The 19,570-nt window shown below is 37.8% G+C and carries 13 protein-coding genes; 6 read left to right on the top strand and 7 right to left on the bottom strand.

Annotated features, from left to right (window positions below; translation table 11 throughout):
* Positions 1 to 94 precede the first annotated feature (94 nt).
* A complete protein-coding gene (locus H5968_RS13945) occupies positions 95 to 1,474 on the top strand; it encodes an AAA family ATPase (protein WP_187040440.1) in 1,380 nt (459 codons plus the stop codon).
* Between the two features lie 386 nt (positions 1,475 to 1,860).
* Here H5968_RS13945 and H5968_RS25150 read toward each other — a convergent pair whose 3' ends face one another.
* The 5 genes from H5968_RS25150 to lepB all read right to left on the bottom strand — a co-directional run bounded on the left by H5968_RS25150 (position 1,861) and on the right by lepB (position 6,198).
* Entirely contained in the window at positions 1,861 to 2,145 is a 285-nt protein-coding gene (locus H5968_RS25150; RefSeq protein WP_222620675.1) for a hypothetical protein, read from the bottom strand.
* A gap of 5 nt (positions 2,146 to 2,150) precedes the next feature.
* On the bottom strand, positions 2,151 to 2,390 hold the full coding sequence (locus H5968_RS13935) for a hypothetical protein (RefSeq protein ID WP_096567545.1): 240 nt from the start codon (positions 2,388 to 2,390) through the stop codon (positions 2,151 to 2,153).
* Positions 2,391 to 2,487: 97 nt separating this feature from the next.
* Complete coding sequence (locus H5968_RS13930; protein WP_187040439.1) at positions 2,488 to 4,224, bottom strand: R3H domain-containing nucleic acid-binding protein; 1,737 nt, start codon at positions 4,222 to 4,224, stop codon at positions 2,488 to 2,490.
* 53 nt (positions 4,225 to 4,277) lie between these two features.
* The gene (gene ldpA, locus H5968_RS13925; RefSeq protein WP_187040438.1) at positions 4,278 to 5,414 is read right to left on the bottom strand and encodes a circadian clock protein LdpA; all 1,137 of its coding nucleotides are present in this window, start codon (positions 5,412 to 5,414) and stop codon (positions 4,278 to 4,280) included.
* A 133-nt stretch (positions 5,415 to 5,547) separates the two neighbouring features.
* Positions 5,548 to 6,198, bottom strand: coding sequence for a signal peptidase I (lepB, locus tag H5968_RS13920; RefSeq protein ID WP_187040437.1), 651 nt, complete (start codon positions 6,196 to 6,198; stop codon positions 5,548 to 5,550).
* Between the two features lie 222 nt (positions 6,199 to 6,420).
* On the opposite strand from lepB, the gene H5968_RS13915 reads away from it, so the two are divergent.
* Positions 6,421 to 7,740 (top strand): dihydroorotase, encoded by a 1,320-nt coding sequence (locus H5968_RS13915; protein WP_187040436.1) that lies wholly within the window; start codon positions 6,421 to 6,423, stop codon positions 7,738 to 7,740.
* 100 nt (positions 7,741 to 7,840) lie between these two features.
* On the opposite strand, the gene H5968_RS13910 is transcribed toward H5968_RS13915, so the two are convergent.
* Complete coding sequence (locus tag H5968_RS13910; RefSeq protein WP_187040435.1) at positions 7,841 to 8,383, bottom strand: acireductone dioxygenase; 543 nt, start codon at positions 8,381 to 8,383, stop codon at positions 7,841 to 7,843.
* A 397-nt stretch (positions 8,384 to 8,780) separates the two neighbouring features.
* Between H5968_RS13910 and H5968_RS13905 the strand changes: the two genes are divergently transcribed.
* Both H5968_RS13905 and H5968_RS13900 read left to right on the top strand, forming a co-directional pair.
* The gene (locus H5968_RS13905) at positions 8,781 to 10,220 is read left to right on the top strand and encodes an FAD-binding domain-containing protein (RefSeq protein WP_187040434.1); all 1,440 of its coding nucleotides are present in this window, start codon (positions 8,781 to 8,783) and stop codon (positions 10,218 to 10,220) included.
* Positions 10,221 to 10,489: 269 nt separating this feature from the next.
* The gene (locus H5968_RS13900; RefSeq protein ID WP_187040433.1) at positions 10,490 to 14,353 is read left to right on the top strand and encodes a DUF2157 domain-containing protein; all 3,864 of its coding nucleotides are present in this window, start codon (positions 10,490 to 10,492) and stop codon (positions 14,351 to 14,353) included.
* Positions 14,354 to 14,443: 90 nt separating this feature from the next.
* Here the strand turns inward: H5968_RS13900 and H5968_RS13895 are convergent, their stop codons facing one another.
* On the bottom strand, positions 14,444 to 15,394 hold the full coding sequence (locus tag H5968_RS13895) for an NAD-dependent epimerase/dehydratase family protein (protein ID WP_187040432.1): 951 nt from the start codon (positions 15,392 to 15,394) through the stop codon (positions 14,444 to 14,446).
* Positions 15,395 to 15,691: 297 nt separating this feature from the next.
* On the opposite strand from H5968_RS13895, the gene purD reads away from it, so the two are divergent.
* On the top strand, positions 15,692 to 16,975 hold the full coding sequence (purD, locus tag H5968_RS13890) for a phosphoribosylamine--glycine ligase (protein ID WP_187040431.1): 1,284 nt from the start codon (positions 15,692 to 15,694) through the stop codon (positions 16,973 to 16,975).
* A 404-nt stretch (positions 16,976 to 17,379) separates the two neighbouring features.
* Complete coding sequence (gene nblS / locus H5968_RS13885) at positions 17,380 to 19,326, top strand: two-component system sensor histidine kinase NblS (RefSeq protein WP_187040430.1); 1,947 nt, start codon at positions 17,380 to 17,382, stop codon at positions 19,324 to 19,326.
* Positions 19,327 to 19,570 lie beyond the last annotated feature (244 nt).

Genomic DNA, 19,570 nt, shown 5'->3' with positions numbered 1-19,570 from the left:
ATTACAAAATACTAAGAAAAAAACCGGAAAAGATCGGAAAAAATGGGATCACATTTAGCTATAATGGTTAAAAACCATACCATGTATAGCTTTTATGACTGTAAACGAAGTTGTAAAATTTGTTGATCAGATAGTCTTTGATAAAACTGGAAAGCATCTAGATGATATTCAAACTGCTGTCATTGCAGGAACATGGGAAAGACAAACCTATGATAATATTGCACAAGAACACAATGTTACTAAAAATCATATAGGTGATGTAGGTGCGGAATTATGGCAACTTTTATCTAAAGCATTGAATGAAGATATTAAAAAAACTAATTTTCGTTCTACATTAGAAAGGGGATATATTAAATCATTTGAAAGTTCTAATATTTATAATATAAATGGTAATAATAATAGTTTTTATTATCCGCAAACCTTAAATAATCCTAATAAACAAAATCAAGAAACTAATATAAATAATCAACATAAATCATCTTACCACGATCTCACTCTATCACCCCAAATCATCAAATTTCACAACCGAGAAACCGAACTGCAAACCCTCACACAATGGATACTAAACCAAAATACCCGCTTAACCTGCATCTTAGGAACATCAGGAATAGGTAAAACCACCCTCACAAAAAGATTCATAGATTTAAACCTCGATAAATTTGAAATCATTATCTGGAAAACCCTCAAATACCCTAAACCATTAACCCAACTCCTTAATGACTTATTTAACACCTGTCAAAAACAACCCAAAGAAACCTTAGATGATAAAATCAAACAACTACTTGATATTCTCACCAACAACAAATGTTTAATCATCCTTGATGATATCCAAAATCTCTTTACACCTGGTGAACTTGCAGGAAAATATCAACCAGAATATCAAGATTATCAAACCTTATTCAAACTTGTTACAGAAACCCAACATCAAAGTAATATTATTGTAATTAGTCAAGAACAATGTCCAGAAATGGAATCTTTAGATCCAGAATTATATCCCATTAAATCTTTAGAACTCTCAGGTTTATATCATCCTGAAATACTCCAAAATACAGGATTAACAAATCAGGATAGTTGGTTAAATCTTATTACCTTATACCAAGGTAATTTGATGTTTTTAAAAACTATTACCGTCTTAATCACCAAAAATTATGATGGTGAAGTTGCCGATTTTTTAGCAGAGAATATATTACATATTACCCAACAAATGCAGTCTTATTTTCAAGATAAATTTAACCGTTTATCACCGATAGAACAACAAATAGTATTACAACTGAGTAAATTTGAAAAACCGATTTCCAGAGAAGAATTAAGACAAAGGTTAGCACAAAAATTAAATTTATCTTCTGTTGATTTTAATAATGGATTACAATCTTTACAACAACGGTATTTAGTGGTGAAAATTAAAGAAGATAAAGTCATGTTTTCATTGTCTCCTGTTTTTCGGGAATATGTGAAAAATTACTGTAAAGATTGAGCATCATTCATGTATCAATACTCAAAAATACTATCAAAAATTTCTCGCTTGATCCTAAAATTAACATCCCTGATTTTTTGGTACAATATATCTAAATCCGAAATATTAATCTTACCATCTAGTTGTAATTTACGAATTATTGCTAAAGTTCCTTTAACGTTTAATCCTAATCTTATTGCTTCTTTTCTAGCAGCAAAGTCATCTAAAATAATATAATCTGGTTGTAATTCTACCCCTAAAGCAATAGCTTCAGACTCTCCTATTCCTAAGAAGTCATTTAAACTATTAGCTAGAGAAACTAATTGTACTTTTTGTACTGTTAATTTATTTTCGCTGATTAGTTTATTAATATGTATGGCACAAGTGTTGAATCCTGCAATAAAACTTTACAATCTTTTCGTTTTACCCAGGTAAAATCCATTGTCTATTGAGAATAGAGTCATTAATTGCTCAAATTTGGTATCACCAATACCAATGCACAACTTGGACAAAATCCTCAAAATCTTAACATTCAACACTTCTGTATGTATGGATGATTGATCTTGTTTAGCACTGATTTCTTCTTTAACACTTTCTGGTAATAAAAATTCAGCTTCCATAGTCAGAAATAAATCAAGAAAATCTAACCTAGATAAAAAAATCAAAGGAGAAGAGTTAAAAACTATTTTCATGATCTTTACCAGTTTTTTTCTATAGCAATATCGTCAACGGTAAGATATGAAAAATCTATTCCCATTAATTCTAAAATTTTCAAAAATATTTCTGTATCCATTTCCATAATTTCGGCTGCTTTATGTAAACTAATTAACCGAGATGTTAAAGCACCAAGCACAAATATAAATCTTTCTTTCTGTTCTATACTCTGAAATAATTGCACTTGAGAAGCAATTTCTTTAAAGGTAGTTTGATGATTCATTTATTTGCTACTCGTAAATCTTTGATTTTCTGATTTTGGATGATTTGATGTCATTATTAGCCCCCTCTCCTTGTAGGAGAGGGGGTTGGGGGAGAGGTTAAGCCGGATAAATCCTTAACCTGCGATTTGGTTCTTCACCAAAACTATGAGACTTGAGCCGATAATGTTCCACCAATTCATGCTGCATTTTCCGCACCTGAGCAGAACGGGGTAACAACTCCACTGGCTGACCTTTAGGAATAACGATTTGCTCAACAGCTAATCTCGCTTCTTCCAAAGCGTCCATCTCGTCATCACTACCACTGTGTAAAAACAATTGTAACTCCTGATCATCGGTAATTTCCGGCTCGTCAATATTCAACAACCGCCGCAAACCGCGAGTAATCTGGGGAATAGTGCTGGACTTAATCACATGAATAGGGACATGACGCGCCTTAGCCATCTGCCTTAACTTTGCGTGGTTTTTAACGTGCGATCGCAACGCCAGAATCGCATCAGCACTATCTATGTCTTTTGTCAAGACCACAGGCAAACTTAACACCCCAATCACCTGTTCCAACTGGTGACGACTCACTCCATAGGGGTAAACGTGCAAAGGCAAATCTTCCCCATTGGGACCTGGTGATTTAGTATGACCGAAATCAATACTTTCACCATAATTCAAAGACTCATCTAACAAGCGGTCAAACTCGCTGCGTCCCGTTACCCGTTCCCTTTCCACAGACAAAGGAGGTAAAGCTACCATTTGACCAGAAGCACGCCAGCCATTAACTTGTTTAACTGCGGGAAAAGATTCATCCTCACTAGCTAAATGACCACCGCGACCATTAACCACAGATAACTGTCTAGTAATAGACACCTTACCCTTGTCGTCCACAGTGCGCGTTTGTGGGTTAGCTTGACGACCTCTTAATAGAGTATCAACGGTATCGGACACGCTTTCGTGTACTACCCAGCGTTGTCTCTCCAACATTTCCACAGCAATTTCAAAGGTGGGAGGCGCTTTGCGTTCCAACACCGTTTTTTGTGAACCGCGTCTTCTCGCTTCGTCATCTCCTAGCGTCACCGCTTGAATACCCCCTACCAAATCAGAAAGAGTGGGGTTTTTGATCAAGTTTTCAATTTGGTTTCCGTGGGCAGTACCCACTAATTGTACACCTCTCTCCGCAATTGTACGGGCAGCTAAAGCTTCCAATTCTGTACCAATTTCATCAATGACAATCACTTCTGGCATATGGTTTTCCACTGCCTCAATCATCACCTGATGCTGTAATTCTGGTTTTGCTACCTGCATCCGCCGAGCGCGACCAATAGCTGGGTGAGCAACATCACCATCCCCGGCAATTTCATTTGAGGTGTCAATTATCACCACTCGTTTATTCAATTCATCTGCCAACACACGGGCAATTTCCCGCAAAGCAGTAGTTTTACCTACACCGGGACGACCAAGCATGAGAATTGATTTACCAGTTTCTACCAAATCGCGGATCATGCCAATAGTACCAAATACCGCCCGACCCACACGACAAGTCAAGCCAATAATTTTACCATTGCGGTTGCGGATAGCACTGATCCGATGTAAAGTTTGCTCAATACCCGCCCGATTATCTCCACCAAAGGTTCCGACTCGTTGAATACAATCATCTATTTGTGCTTGAGTGACAGGGGATTCGCTCAGATACTCAGCAGCATGAGGAAAGCGAGCTTCTGGGCGACGACCTAGATCCAAAACCACTTCAACTAAATGATCTCTTTTAGGATGGTTATCTAGTTGCTGTTGCAGGTCTTGGGGTAAAATGTCCAGTAACTTTTGCAGGTCTTCTGTAATCGTCATGCTTTCTATGGTGGTGACGTTTTTAGAGATAACGAATGAGCAATTTAACGCTCTTACTGTGACTTAATCTGAGAAACGAGAGAATCAGCAAGTTTTACAGCTTGCCAAAGTAATTCCGGTTCATCCTCAAGGCGCAGACTTGCCTTAACACCAGTGGAACTCACCTCCTGATTTTCCAACTTGTCAATAACTGATGACAGCAACACACGAGCATAGCTACCATAGGCTACACCAGCAATAAAGGCAGGGGGCAGAGGAGAAAAGTTTTCCCCCTTGCTCCCTGCTCCCTGCTCCGTTTCCTCCTGAAGTAGTCCCATAGCCTTTAATTTAGGAACTGTGTAGCTATTAGTACCCCCAGCTAACTGCACATATCCCGGTAGATTTGCTGCCAAAACTTTTTGTCCTAATTTTATGGCTGCTATGGTAGTACCATTACCGATATCACCACTCATAGAGCGCCCGTCTGTTTGCCAAATCAAGGTTTGGGTACGGGGTGAAATTAGATCATAAATTGTTTGTAGGTAATCAATTAAACCATCACCATCATTGCAACTGATAGCTAATAACTTTAATTGATCTGCCCAAGGAGCGATCGCCTCCCACAAACGCTGAAACTCTGCCAAACGCCCTACTTTTGTATGAATTTCTATGGCATCTATTCCCGTTGACATGATCAATGGTGCAATCGCTCCCGGCGTTGACAGATATGATGCTGTATCAATTATCTCATAAGGACAAACCGGAATGCAACGCCCACAGCCATAACATTTTTCGGCAATAATTCCTGAAAAGCTATCTTTTTGATTGTTAAAAACTATAGCTTGGGCTGGACAAATCTTTTCACAGGGTCTAGGGCAATCTGGTGGACAATAAATAGGATTAAATTGGGCTTTTCTAAAATGGGGATCTTCTCCATCGTTAAGGCTGACCATTAACAAGGGTAAATGGCCTGAAAAATTAAAGCCTCTCGCTTGAGCATCTTTAACAAGAGTTTTAGCAACAAGTAAAGCTTCCTGAGCGGCATTAATTACAGCCGGATCAGCAGCCACATCTATGCAGTCAGCACCCGCCAAAGTATAGGCTAAAGTTAAACTTCTGACCGCCGGTAGATGTTGGAAACTGGCTCCACAAATCAGCTTAAACCAGTTACCTTGTTTTAGGGATTGTAAAGGGGCTAAGAGTTTGGTCACCCTTCTATTATGCTTTTTTTGCCATCAAAATTGCAGCCCCCGATCAGGAAAAAATCCAATTTTTTGATCAGCAGATGGGGAGTAGGGGAGTAGGGGAGAAATATTTGCCTCATGCCTCCTGCCTCCTGCCTTCTTAATTTTGAGATGGATACAAAGGAGACTTATCAAGACCGCCAATTTTATTCAGAGGCCAAAAACGAATCACAGCACGACCAATAATATTTTCCCGTGGTACTAAACCCCAACAGCGTCCATCATAACTACTACCACGATTGTCACCTAACACTAAGTATGAATCAGTTGGTATGGTTTGCGGTTTCGCTAAGAAAGGAGGTTGCGATCCTGATGCACAAACATCCACAACAGTACGGGATGAGGTAAATAAATATTGTTCTTCTGGCAGATATTTTTTATTAATATATACTTTGCCGTCTTTAAGTTCTATTTTTTCTCCTGGTAAACCTATAATGCGTTTAATAAAGGCATCATGGTATTGTTCTCTTTTGAGTTCATCTGTGGGTGAAAATACAACTATATCCCCTCGCTGTGGGTTAGCAAATTTATATGTCACCTTATCGACAATAATCTTATCAGCCTTCCATTGGTCTTGTACACCGTGCAGCGTCGGTTCCATTGACCCTGTAGGAATCCAACGCGCTTCAGCGACTAGGGTACGAATCCCCAAAGCTAGAAAGACGCTCAATATAACAGTTTTGCCTAGCTCGAGGATCCAGGAATTATCAGGTTGTTGGCTAGAGTTTTTATCAGACACTTGATTTTGCATGAAATTACTGAAATTTAGGGTAATAGACAAGCACTGAACTGATGAGAGAGACTGTGATGTTATTGTTATTTTAATATTTTAACTAGACAACTGATTTTTCCTAATAGATGTTGATATGGGTTACTAGAAGTTTGTGACTGAGTAGAAATTAATTTTCTTTTAACATATGGGAGAAGATAAAACTGATAACTGTTAACTGTGAACTGATAACTGATTAAATTTATGTCATCTGCTAAAAGTTTACTGATTCGCCAAGCACGCGTGATTTTACCGAATGGTGAGTTTATGATTGGAGATGTGCTGACCCAAGGCGGTAAAATAGTCGAGGTAGCGTCAGAAATCTCTCATGCCACACCAACTCAAGAAATAGACGCACAAGGTTTAACTTTGTTGCCGGGAGTCATTGATCCGCAAGTACATTTCCGCGAACCCGGTTTGGAATACAAGGAGGACTTGTTTACTGCTAGTTGTGCTTGTGCTAGAGGCGGTGTCACCTCTTTTCTGGAAATGCCGAATACAAGACCTTTGACAACCAGCCAGTCAGCCTTAGATGATAAACTACAAAGGGCTGCCAATAAGTGCTTAGTTAATTATGGCTTTTTTATTGGGGCAACGGGCGATAATTTAACAGAATTAGTTTCTGCCCAACCCACTCCGGGTATTAAGATTTTTATGGGGTCTATGCACGGTCAATTGCTGGTTGACCAGGAAACTGTACTAGAGCAGATTTTTGCTCATGGTAGTCGTTTAATTGCTGTTCATGCAGAGGATCAAGCGAGAATTAACCAACGTCGTCAAGAGTTTGCTGGTATTCATGATCCGGCTATTCATTCCCAAATTCAAGATAATCAAGCTGCTTTGAATGCGACACAATTAGCATTGAAGCTTTCTAAGAAATATCAACGACGGTTACATATTCTACATATGTCAACTGCTGAAGAAGCGGAGTTACTGCGTGAAGATAAACCGAGTTGGGTGACAGCGGAAGTGACTCCACAACATTTGTTATTAAATACCAGTGCTTATCAAACTATTGGCACATTAGCACAGATGAACCCACCGTTGCGATCGCCCCATGATAATGAAGTTCTTTGGCAAGCTTTACGAGATGGTGTAATTGATTTTATCGCTACTGACCACGCACCACATACTTTAGAAGAAAAGGCGCAAACTTACCCCAATACTCCTTCCGGTATGCCAGGTGTGGAAACCTCTCTACCTTTAATGTTAACCTCAGCAATGGCTGGAAAATGTACTGTTTCCCAAGTTGTGAACTGGATGTCTAAAGCAGTAGCTACCGCTTATGGTATTCCCAACAAGGGAGAAATTACCCCTGGATACGATGCGGATTTAGTTTTAGTAGATTTAAATACCTACAAACCAGTAAAGCGGGAAGAAGTTTTAAGTAAATGTGGTTGGAATTCCTTTGAAGGTTGGAATTTGACAGGGTGGCCTGTGACAACTATTGTCGGTGGTGAAATTGTTTATAATCAAGGAAAGGTAAATACGGAAATTCGCGGACAAGCTTTAACTTTCCTGTAGTAAATAATCGGTTTTTCCCAGAAAATTAAAAAATTAAAGCGAATCTATTTTACCCAGACTCGCCGAAAGTAGATTATTGGTAGATGCACTTTCTCAAAAGCTAAATTTTAAACTGTTGATGAGTACCTGTATAAATTGGCATCCAACCCTCGACAGTTGTGAAATAGCGTATTACCTTAAAATGTAAAGATGCTGAGAAACTACACCAATGTTCTACTCCGGCGGGAATGTGTAAATAGTCTTGTGATGTAATTAACAGTTGTACTTGAGTGCGATCAGGTTTCACAAAACCATAAATTATTTCTCCTGCTAACAAATAAATAGCTTCCGCAGCATTATGGGTGTGATAACTTCCATAAGTTGCCATCCAAGTTTCCAAATTTGGCGAACCAGGATGTATATTGAGTAAATCACTCCACAAATAACCATTTTCTTGCTGAAGAAACTCAAACACGCTGTTATGAAGTCCTACAATATGATGCTTTTCGACATCTGTAACGGTTTCTTGTTCCATCAGTTCTGGAAAAAGTAAAGATGTCCCCGGATCATAATGTCTGAGTTTAATACCTAGAGGTTCTAACTCATGAGCGATCGCACTTAAATCACTTTCCGTTGTTCCGTCTTCCAGTAATAAAATTGCCATGATAAAATACTAAATTCTCTATTAACAACAGTTTACTGAAAATTGTCTCAAATAGCCACTATTGCCGATCGATAATTAGGTGTTTTTAAAGATACTTTATAAAATCAGGAGTTCAGGGTTCAAAGAGTCGTAGGGGCGAAGCATTCGGTCGACAAATTATCAATTTTATGAAAAGGCTATTTTCCGAATGCTTCGCCCGTACAGGAGTCAGGAGTCAGAATATTTATTTGTAGCAGAAATCCATAACAGTAAGTTTTTTTATAAATTATCAAGAATGACGTGAAAACTCTGCTTTATTATCAGTCCTTACATAAAAATTAATCACTTGCATGATGCTAAATAATACTATTACTAGTATCATAGTACAAATAAACTATATTGTAACCATTGTCAACAAATGTCTGACCTGATTTTATTTTGGCATCGTCGAGACTTACGTATTTCCGATAATACAGGACTAGCAGCAGCTAGAAAACAAACTGCAAAGGTAGTAGGTGTTTTTTGTTTAGATCCTGGTATTTTACAACAGGATGATGTTGCATCTGCTAGAGTTAGTTACATGATTGGTTGTTTACAAGCATTGCAACAACGATATCTTCAAGCAGGTAGTCAGTTATTAATTTTACAAGATAATCCAGTAACAGCCATTCCCAAATTAGCTGAAGCTTTGAAAGCAAAAGCAGTTTTTTGGAATTGGGATGTAGAACCCTATGCACAAACACGGGATAAAAATGTAATTTTAGCACTTAAAGAAAAAAGTATTCAGACTCTAGAGAAAAATTGGGATCAATTATTACATTCACCCGATGAGATTTTTAGTGGTTCAAAAACTCCTTACACAGTTTATACTCCCTTCTGGAAAAATTGGAGTAGCAAACCTAAAAATAACCCAGTTGCAACTTTAGAAAACTGCGAAAATTTAACAGATGCAGAACAGGAAATAGCTAAAAAAACAGGCACAATTAATTTACTATCAGCGAAAGATTTAGGTTTTATTTGGGATAGGGAATTAATAATTGCACCAGGAGAAACAGCAGCACATAAAAAATTAGACAAATTTACCAAGTTTGTGATTAATGAATATGATCAAAAAAGAAATTATCCTGCTATTGAAGGTACATCTTTATTAAGTCCAGCCTTAAAATTTGGTGTGATAGGAGTAAGAAAAATTTGGCATAAAACCGCAGAATTATTAGCAAATAGTAACAGTGAAGAATTCACTAATAATATTATTGCTTGGCAAAAAGAATTAGCTTGGCGGGAATTTTATCAACACGCCATGTACCATTTTCCAGAATTAGCTGAAGGTGCATATAGAGAAGTTTTTAAAAACTTTCCTTGGCGAAATAACGAAAAACATTTTCAAGCTTGGTGTGAAGGAAAAACAGGTTATCCCATAGTTGATGCAGCCATGCGACAATTAAATGAAACAGGCTGGATGCACAATAGATGTAGAATGATAGTAGCCAGTTTTTTAACCAAAGATTTAATTATTAACCCCCAATGGGGAGAAAAATATTTTATGCAGAAACTCATTGACGGTGACTTATCTGCTAATAATGGTGGTTGGCAATGGAGTGCGTCAAGTGGAATGGACCCCAAACCGTTAAGAATTTTTAACCCAGCTAGTCAAGCACAGAAATTTGATGCTGATGGTGAATATATCAGACAATGGGTGAGAGAATTGGAATCTGTAGATACAGAATATTTAATAAGTGGAAATATTACACCCTTAGAACGTCGTGCAGTTGGTTATCCTGCACCCATTGTAGATCATAAAAAACAACAAGCTTTGTTTAAACAATTGTATCAAGAACAGAAAGCTGGTACAGATTAATTTTTATTTTTAGAGGGGAAGGATATAAACATTAACCATCCCCCACACAAAACACACACAGAACTTACTCCAGCAGCAATAATTAAACCTCTAAAGTGACAGTTTTAGCAAATGGCTACAACATACCTTGTACTTTTAGCGATAAAACTTAACTTTTCTTTGTGTTTTTGCGGCTTTGCGTAAGATATTCTGAGAACTGGCACAACAAACACCAAAATATTGTAACAATACAATCAAAATATAAGTATCTACTGATACGGTTGAAACTTATGTCATCATCCCGTGATCCTCTACTAACAGTTGAACTGAGAATACCTAGTTCCCATCCTCAGTTATTAGAAGGTTTAGATATTTGGTTGCGTCTAGGTTTAATATCTGATGCCAAAGTTAGGCAAATATGTCAAACTTATCTAGTTTGTGCTGTAGTTTTACAACCACAATTACAACCACAATTACAACCACAATTAGAATATCAAACACAAGCAGTACTGACAAAGACTACCACATCAAAACCATTAATTGCCACCTCAACCCCAAAACCACAAACACCACCTCAACCTAATTTTATCACTGCGATGCTGCAATCATTAGGTGAAGAATTAAGTGTGAGATGGTTATTATTTTTAGGAGTGTTTTTAGTTGTTTTATCCTCTGGTGTTTTAGCAGCAAGTCAATGGGAAAAATTTCCCGCTATTGGACAATATGGAGTTTTATTAGCTTATACTTTAACATTTGGTGGTTTTACTTTTTGGGCAGGTAAACAAGATAATTTAAAATTAACAGCACAGACATTATTAATTGTCACTTGGTTATTAGTGCCTGTTAATTTTTGGGCAATGGATAGCTTTAATTTATGGAATAATCCTATTAACTGGTTAGTATTAGCTATTGCTTCTTTATTTCTATCAACCATTACAGTTTTACTTGCTAAAAATCGCACAATTATTAATAATTTCCCCAATGGCAAATTACCATTTTTGAATATTCTCAGTTTAAGTTATTTACATTGGGGTTGGAAAATATCAGGTTTTCCCCTAATTGCTATTTATATAGCAATAGTATGTACAACCTTAATTACAGTTTATCAAAAACTCAAACAACCAAGAGAAAATATCGACACACAGGATGATAGCTGGGGAGTAGGAATTTATTTTGTAGTCATTATTTATGGTTTATTAGGATTATTATTTCGAGCCATTTTTGTTGCTAGTGTTAATGTCACGCAGTTAGGTTTAGCAATTAGTATTTGTGGTTTGTTAGCGGTTTTGTTATCAGCTAAAAATATTAAATCTACCCCCTCTGTTGATGCTATTTGGCAAAAAATAGGGGGAATTTTATTATTTTTAGGTTGGTTAGTTTCAGTGTTCACTCAACCACAACAAGCAATAATTATCAGTGGTTTAAGTTTATGGGTTTTTAGTCAGCGTTTACAAATTCATAACTCAAAAATTGATTTCACAGCTATTTTCTTGATTGGTTTACAAACAACCTGGTTAAGTTGGCGGATAGTACCAGAAACATTACAGCAATTTATCATTAATACAGCAACTTATCTGACTAATTCTCAAAATCAACCTTTAGCATTATTGAGTATTGCTTTATTCCCTTATTTAATATTGATGTTAATTCTCACAGAAAAATTGCATCATGAACAAAAAGAAGAATTAGCAGTTTTTGGTAAACAGCTAACCCTATTATTAGGGGTTTGCTTAACAATGTTCGCTTTACTAAATTCTACCTTATTAACAGTCAATCTTTTATTGTCTGCCATTACTTTAGCTATCGTTACTAAACGCTATGCGTCTCTTCCCCATTTAGTGTATTTAACTCATGTTACAGGTTTGTTGACTGTTTTTTCTGCTATCAATTGGTTATCACCAAATTTGAGTAAAGAAATTTGGGCAGCAATTTTATTAACTGTCATGGTTGCGGAGTGGGTATTTAGTCTCGGTGCAGGAATTTGGAAACGTAGTGCTTGGTATATTGGTTTAGCACTTGCTACCTTGAGTTTTACCTTGTTGTTTGTAAATGTCCAATCATTATCTTATAACAGTTGGGGAGCTATTTGGTTAATTACACCTTTAGCACTTACAGGTTTAGCTACTTGTACTCATAATGAACAGCATCGCACTTTTAATACTTTTTTAAGTGTGTTAACTGTCCTAGCAGCCCAATTTTTAACTTTACCTTCCCCAGAAACTAGGTTAATAGGTTTGGGTGTGGGTGTAGGTGTGATGTTTGTCAATACCCGTTATTTAAGAAAACAAGAAACTGCCGCTTTAACCATTGGTTTTGGACTGAGTTTCATTGCTGCATTATTGTGGAATATACCAAATTTAGCTTTATCAGTTTGGTTTTTAGTTGGTAGTTTTGCTATCTTGAGTTTATGGTTAGGACATACCATACTTTTAAGAAAAAATACGGAATTAACCCTTATTTACGCAGCAGCAAGTGATAAATGGGCTATTGCACTATCTACCATAGAATTAATAGGAATTACCTTACATTCATTCCTTGTTTATACAGGAAATAGCAATGCCGAAATTTTCTATTTATTGGCTACATCAATAACTTTAACTGCCATTATTTATCGTACTTATCAACAATTAACAAACTGGGCATTTTATAGCATTGGTTGGTGTTTAGAATTATTAGTGGCGGAAATTTTAGGTTTTGGTGAACCATCAATTATTAAAATAGGAATTGCTAATATTGCATTGGGTTTAATAACTCAACTATTCGGTGAATTGTGGCGCAGAAAATATCAAGCACAATATCAAACTATACCTCAAAGTTTCCATATTTTACCCATCATTTATGGTGCATTTAGTGTTTTATTAAGGTTCAATACCTTTACCGACTGGACAGGTTTATATAGTTTAGGAATAGCCTTAATTTTAGTTGGTGTAGGAAGGAGAAGAGAAGAATTTAAACCATTACTTTATTTTGGCATTATTGGGATATCAATTTCTGCTTATGAACTGCTATTTTATCAAATGTCTGAAGCTACAGGAGGTGCATTAAGAGATGGTTTAATAGCTATGTCAGCGTTAGGAACTAGCATCATGTATGCTTACCGTATCCTTTCCCCTTGGTTAATAAATTATTTTTGTCTCACACCAGGAGAATTAAAAAATATTGCCCATTTACATTGGTTTTGGAGTAGCATTTTATTATTAGCTGCTGTCACAGTTTCCATAGAAATTAACCTTTATCCAGCTATAGGAACAGGACTATTTTTAACCCGCTATGGAATATGGCAAGGAAGAAGAAATAATTTCCATCAACCTGTACAAACTGTTAGTAATATCAGTAAAGATGAAATTTGGGTTTATCTAGGTTTATTAACAGCAGGGATAACAGGTATTTATCTACAAAATTTACCCATAGGTAGCTTTTTAACTCAACAGTTAACACCTTGGAACGGTGCTTTAGCTTGCATCTTTGCCTACTTCCTCTACATTACACCTTGGGAAAAATTAGGTTGGTCAAAAACACCGTGGCAACGTACATCATACATTCTACCATTAATCATCATCGGAATTACCCAACAGCAAATTTATCCCCTGACCTTAATTATTGCTGCTTTATACTATATCTTTCTGTCTACAACAACCAGACAAATTCGCTTTACCTACATTAGTGTAATTTTAATTAATTGGGCATTATTTAAATGGTTTATTCAATTAAACTTCACAGATAGCTTATGGTATACCACACCCATCAGCTTATCAATATTATATATTGCCCAAATAGACCCACAATTAAAACCACAAGAATTTAAACCAATACGTCATTTAATCAGAACAATTGGTAGTAGCTTAATTTGTGGATGGACAATATTATTTTATCAAAATTTACCTTACATACCCGGTATTTTTAGCCTTATTGCTATCTTTGCCGGACTAGCTTTAAAAATACGTGCCTTCCTGTATGTTGGTACAGCAACGTTTATCATTACCAGCATTTATCAATTAGTAATTTTCAGCCTCAGTTACTCCTTCTTAAAATGGATAATTGGCTTATTAGTAGGCATTCTTTTAATTTATATAGCAGCCAACTTTGAAACCCGACGCACTCAAATTACTTCTTTACTTCGCAATAGCATCGAGAAATTTCAACAATGGGAATAATGAAAATTAAAAATTGAGAATTAAAAATTAAAAATTAAAAATTAAAAATTAAAAGCCCCCGTTTTTAAGGGTGGTTGGGGGGATCAACAACTACAAATACAACGACTTAACCCACTCCCATTCCTGCTGCAAACCTTCCTTTAAAGAAACCTGTGGCCGATAACCAAGAATTTTTCGCGCCTTAGAAACATCAGCAGCAGTATGACGCGCATCACCCATAGCCTTTTCAATATGATTGCGTTTAAGAGGCTTACCAACAATTTCTTCCATCGTATCCAAAACTTCAGTTAAAACCACCCTACTACCACCACCAATGTTAAAAATTTCTCCCACCGCTTCTGGTGCAGTAGCAGCAGCTAAGTTAGCAGCAACCGCATCACTGACAAATGTAAAATCTCGCGTTTGCTGTCCATCACCATAGACAGGAATAGCCTCATCCTGCAAAACCCCTTTAAAAAACTTATGAAATGCCATATCTGGTCTTTGTCTTGGACCATAAACCGTAAAATACCGCAAAGAAACAAAAGGCACACCAAAATTTTTATGATATAGTCCACACAACCTTTCAGCAGCTAACTTAGTGATACCATAGGGTGAAACCGGTTTAGGTGCAATTTCCTCATGAGTTGGTAAAGTTTCCGCATCACCATATACACTGGATGTTGAGGCAAATACTAACCTTTTCAACCGGGAAGCATCCTTAGCAGCTTCCAACAAAACCTGTGTAGTGTTAATATTCCGTTCCGTATAAGCCCGAAAACCCTGACCCCAGGAATTTCTCACCCCAGCTTGTGCCGCCTGATGATATACTATTTCCACATCTTGAAAAAGTTTTGGCAAATCTAAAAATTGAATATCCCCTTCAACTAAAGTAAAATTCGGTGAATTTTCAAAGGTGGCAATATTTTTTCGCTTTAACTGTGGATCATAATAATCATTAAATTCATCAATGCCAATTACTTCTTCTCCCTGTTGCAATAAGGTATTGACCAGGTGAGAACCTATAAACCCAGCAGCCCCAGTAACGATAATTTTAGTCATGTTCCCGATGTTTTGAAATGGTTATGATTTTTTTATCAACGTCATTCTAACTGTTAATAAGTTATGCTAAGTTGTGCTAATTTTTTAACTAGACATTTTCTTTTTACTAAAAACCACAAAACTTTATAGTTTGTTGACAATTTTAGTAAATCGTGATGAATTTGACTTACTAAATTAAGTGTTCCTAGTTTCCCCTTGCCCGTTCAGACCTTGATTATGTAGGATAATTAGTGAAAAAATTAATCTGCGAGTAACTTTGTGGCATTCGCACTTTGACAGGAACGCACGAGGAAATAAGTGAAAGTTTTAGTTGTCGGTAATGGGGGACGTGAACACGCTCTAGCGTGGAAACTGCTACAATCAGACAAAATTGAGCAAGTTGTTTGTGTACCCGGAAATGGCGGTACTGCAACAATGGAACGTTGTCAAAACTTGCCTTTAGCGGTAAATGACTTTGAAGGCATAGGCAAATTTGCTCTAGAAAAGGGCATTTCTCTGGTAGTAGTCGGTCCAGAAGTACCTTTAGCAAATGGTATTACAGACTATCTGCAAACTAAAGGACTAATGGTATTTGGTCCAAACCAAGCTGGAGCGCAAATTGAAGCCAGTAAAGCCTGGGCTAAAGCGTTAATGCAAGAAGCAGGAGTTCCCACAGCTAAAGCGGCAGTTTTTCAAGCAGCAGCAGCAGCAAAAGCTTATGTACAAGCAGAGGGAGTACCAATTGTTATTAAAGCCGATGGTTTAGCAGCTGGTAAAGGTGTCATAGTAGCCCAAACCGTTGAACAAGCAGAAACCGCCATTGAAGCTATTTTTCAAGGACAGTTTGGCAGTGCAGGTAATTTTGTTGTCATTGAAGAATGCTTATTAGGTCAAGAAGTTTCGGTTTTAGCATTAACAGACGGGTTAACAATTCGCCCCTTGTTACCTGCTCAAGATCATAAACGCATTGGGGAAGGAGACACCGGAGAAAATACTGGAGGTATGGGAGTGTATACGCCTACACCCATAGCCACACCTGAATTAATGGCGCGTGTGCAAACAGAAGTTTTAGAAAGAACCATCACAGCTTTAAAAAATAGAGGTATTGACTACCGGGGAGTTTTGTACGCTGGTTTAATGGTTGCAGACAATGGCGACTTTAGCGTTTTAGAATTTAACTGTCGCTTCGGTGATCCAGAAACACAAGTAATTTTACCTTTGTTAGAAACACCCTTAGAAGATTTAATCTTGGCTTGTATCCAGCAGAGTTTAGGAGAAATGCCACCTCTAACTTGGAAACCAGGTGCAGCAGCTACAGTAGTTGCCGCTTCAGGTGGTTATCCTGGAGATTATGAGACAGGCCAAGTGATCACTGGTATTGAAGCAGCAGAAACAGTAGGTGCAATAGTATTTCATGCCGGCACAAAGCTGAATTCAGACCAGCAAATCGTTACAGACGGTGGTAGAGTCTTAAATATTACTGGACTAGGAGAAAATTTCCCACAGGCGATCGCCCAAGCTTACACTGGAATCAAACACATTCAATTTTCAGGAATGTACTACCGTCGAGATATCGGTCATTGTGTCTTGAAAACAAAGTGATACAGCACTTTGCAGGTAAATGAAGTACACATATTAACATTTTAATATAATAAATCTTGTGGGGTGGGCATCCTGCCCGCCTTTGTGTACCTCATTCAGATAAAATAGACTGTAATTTAGCAGGTTAGTAGGTTTTCCACCACCCCACCATTCCATCTTCCCAATTCCTCCCTAACACCTTTTTTGAATTAACTGTTAATTTTTAAATGGTTGAGACAGAAAACACACAACTACTAACAGCTATAGTGATCCGATTTGATTCATGAATTTTTCGTGGAGGCAGGGAACAGGGAACAGGGAACAGGAAAGAAGGCTGTCAGTATTTATGGTGAGCGAAGCCGAACCATGTACTGAGTTCTGTTCAAAAATCAAATAGGAGTCCTATATATATAAATATATTTAAGATGCTGGCTTTTTTCACAACAATCCGCAACGTCATTAGCCATTGGTGGTATGAATTTACCCTCCAAACCAAACTTCTAGCAGTCGCCACCCTAGTTGTTTCCTTATTCATGAGTGGCCTAACTTTTTGGGCAGTCAACACCATTCAACAAGATGCACGTCTTAACGATACCCGCTTTGGTCGTGACCTGGGACTACTACTAGCTTCCAACGTTGCCCCACTCATCGCGGAAAACAATCTCACAGAGGTAGCCCAATTTTCCCAACGTTTCTACAGCAGTACATCTAGCGTCAGATATATGCTTTACTCTGATGAAACCGGGAAAATCTTTTTTGGCATTCCTTTTTGGGAACCCGAAGTAGAAAACTCCCTCACCATCAAACGAAAAATACAACTACCAGAAGATTATCCTGGTGACGATGACCAGCCAATGGTACGCCAACATAACACCCCAGATGGTTTAGTCACAGATGTATTTATTCCTTTAATAGAGGATCAAAAATATTTAGGCGTGTTGGCCATTGGCATCAACCCCAACCCCACAGTAGTCATTTCCTCTAACTTTACCCGTGATGTCACCATCGCTGTATTTATCACAATTTGGGTGATGGTTATTTTAGCAGGAGTAATTAACGCTTTAACCATTACAAAACCAATTAAAGAACTATTAGTAGGCGTTAAACAAATTGCCGCCGGGAATTTTAAACAGCGAATTGACCTACCACTGGGAGGGGAACTAGGAGAGCTTATTTTCAGCTTTAATGAAATGGCAGAGCGTCTAGAACGCTACGAAGAACAAAACATAGAAGAATTAACCGCCGAAAAAGCCAAATTAGAAACCTTGGTTTCCACCATTGCCGATGGTGCAGTATTAATTGACAACAATATGCAGGTAATTTTAGTCAACCCCACAGCACGACGCATTTTTGCCTGGGAAGGGGTTGATGTGGTAGGTAAGAATGTACTGCATAACTTACCCCAAAGCGTACAAATGGAAATTACCCGCACCTTGTACGAAATGGCAGCCGGTGAATGTGAAAGTGCTGAGTTCCGCATCCCCCTCAACCAACCCACCAAACGCACTATCCGTATTCTTTTAACCACAGTCCTCAACCTGCAACGAGAAAGTATTAAAGGTATCGCCATTACAGTGCAAGATATCACCCGTGAAGTAGAACTGAATGAAGCCAAAAGTCAATTTATCAGCAATATTTCTCACGAACTACGCACACCATTATTTAATATCAAGACCTATATAGAAACACTCCATGACTACGGTGAAGACTTAGGAGCAGAAGACCGCCGCGAATTTCTCGCAACTGTAAATCATGAAACCGACAGACTTACCCGCTTAGTTAATGATGTATTAGATTTATCAAAACTAGAATCCGGTCGCACTTACAACTTTGATGGTGTTGATTTAGCACAAGCATTAGAGCAGACCTTACGTACTTACCAACTCAACGCCAAAGATAAAGGAATTGAACTGGTTCAGGAAGTAGCCCCGAATTTACCGCTAGTAATGGGTAATTATGATTTATTACTGCAAGTTTTTGGTAATTTAATCGGTAATGCGCTCAAATTCACTCCCGCAGGTGGTCAAGTAGCCATTCGCGCCTACCAGCTAAAGCCTCCCATATCAGAACAAAAGCATCCCCTAGTCAGGATTGAAATTAGTGATACAGGTATAGGTATCGCTCCAGAAGACCAACAGGCAATATTTGACCGCTTCTTCCGGGTGGAAAATCGAGTTCACACCCTGGAAGGTACAGGTTTAGGTTTATCAATTGTCAGAAACATCATGGAAAGACATCATAGTCAAGTACATTTAGTCAGTGAAGTTGGTGTAGGTACTACTTTCTGGTTCGACTTAGCCATATTTGATGAAGAAGCCGTACCCGCATTGCTGCAAACCACAGGTGACACATCTGAAATAGCAAAGGTTTGACGCTTAACTATTAGGACTTACGCAAAATATCTCTCAAACCCTCTTTCCTTCGTGTCCTTCGTTGCTTTGTGGTTGATTCTGCCGATACAAAAAAGCTAACTAATGCTAACAAAAGTCGGCTTTTTCTTCCTGTTTCACCCTAGCAGTGTCGGCACTATCTAGTCCACAGTTCGACTTCGCTCACTGACCACAGGCTAACACGATCAATCTGACCGCTTCTTGTTTTAAATTAATCGCAGCGTTT

Source organism: Sphaerospermopsis sp. LEGE 00249 (assembly GCF_014299995.1).
In the GTDB taxonomy this organism is placed as follows: domain Bacteria; phylum Cyanobacteriota; class Cyanobacteriia; order Cyanobacteriales; family Nostocaceae; genus Sphaerospermopsis; species Sphaerospermopsis kisseleviana.
This window is presented reverse-complemented; position numbering and strand designations above follow the sequence as displayed.

Bases quoted from the DNA above. Each gene is read 5' to 3' on its own strand.
- H5968_RS13945 (WP_187040440.1), top strand. From the start codon at position 95: ATGACTGTAAACGAAGTTGTAAAATTTGTTGATCAGATAGTCTTTGAT.
- H5968_RS25150 (WP_222620675.1), bottom strand. From the start codon at position 2,145: ATGAAAATAGTTTTTAACTCTTCTCCTTTGATTTTTTTATCTAGGTTA.
- H5968_RS13935 (WP_096567545.1), bottom strand. From the start codon at position 2,390: ATGAATCATCAAACTACCTTTAAAGAAATTGCTTCTCAAGTGCAATTA.
- H5968_RS13930 (WP_187040439.1), bottom strand. From the start codon at position 4,224: ATGACGATTACAGAAGACCTGCAAAAGTTACTGGACATTTTACCCCAA.
- lepB (WP_187040437.1), bottom strand. From the start codon at position 6,198: ATGCAAAATCAAGTGTCTGATAAAAACTCTAGCCAACAACCTGATAAT.
- H5968_RS13915 (WP_187040436.1), top strand. From the start codon at position 6,421: ATGTCATCTGCTAAAAGTTTACTGATTCGCCAAGCACGCGTGATTTTA.
- H5968_RS13910 (WP_187040435.1), bottom strand. From the start codon at position 8,383: ATGGCAATTTTATTACTGGAAGACGGAACAACGGAAAGTGATTTAAGT.
- H5968_RS13905 (WP_187040434.1), top strand. From the start codon at position 8,781: ATGTCTGACCTGATTTTATTTTGGCATCGTCGAGACTTACGTATTTCC.
- H5968_RS13900 (WP_187040433.1), top strand. From the start codon at position 10,490: ATGTCATCATCCCGTGATCCTCTACTAACAGTTGAACTGAGAATACCT.
- H5968_RS13895 (WP_187040432.1), bottom strand. From the start codon at position 15,394: ATGACTAAAATTATCGTTACTGGGGCTGCTGGGTTTATAGGTTCTCAC.
- nblS (WP_187040430.1), top strand. From the start codon at position 17,380: ATGCTGGCTTTTTTCACAACAATCCGCAACGTCATTAGCCATTGGTGG.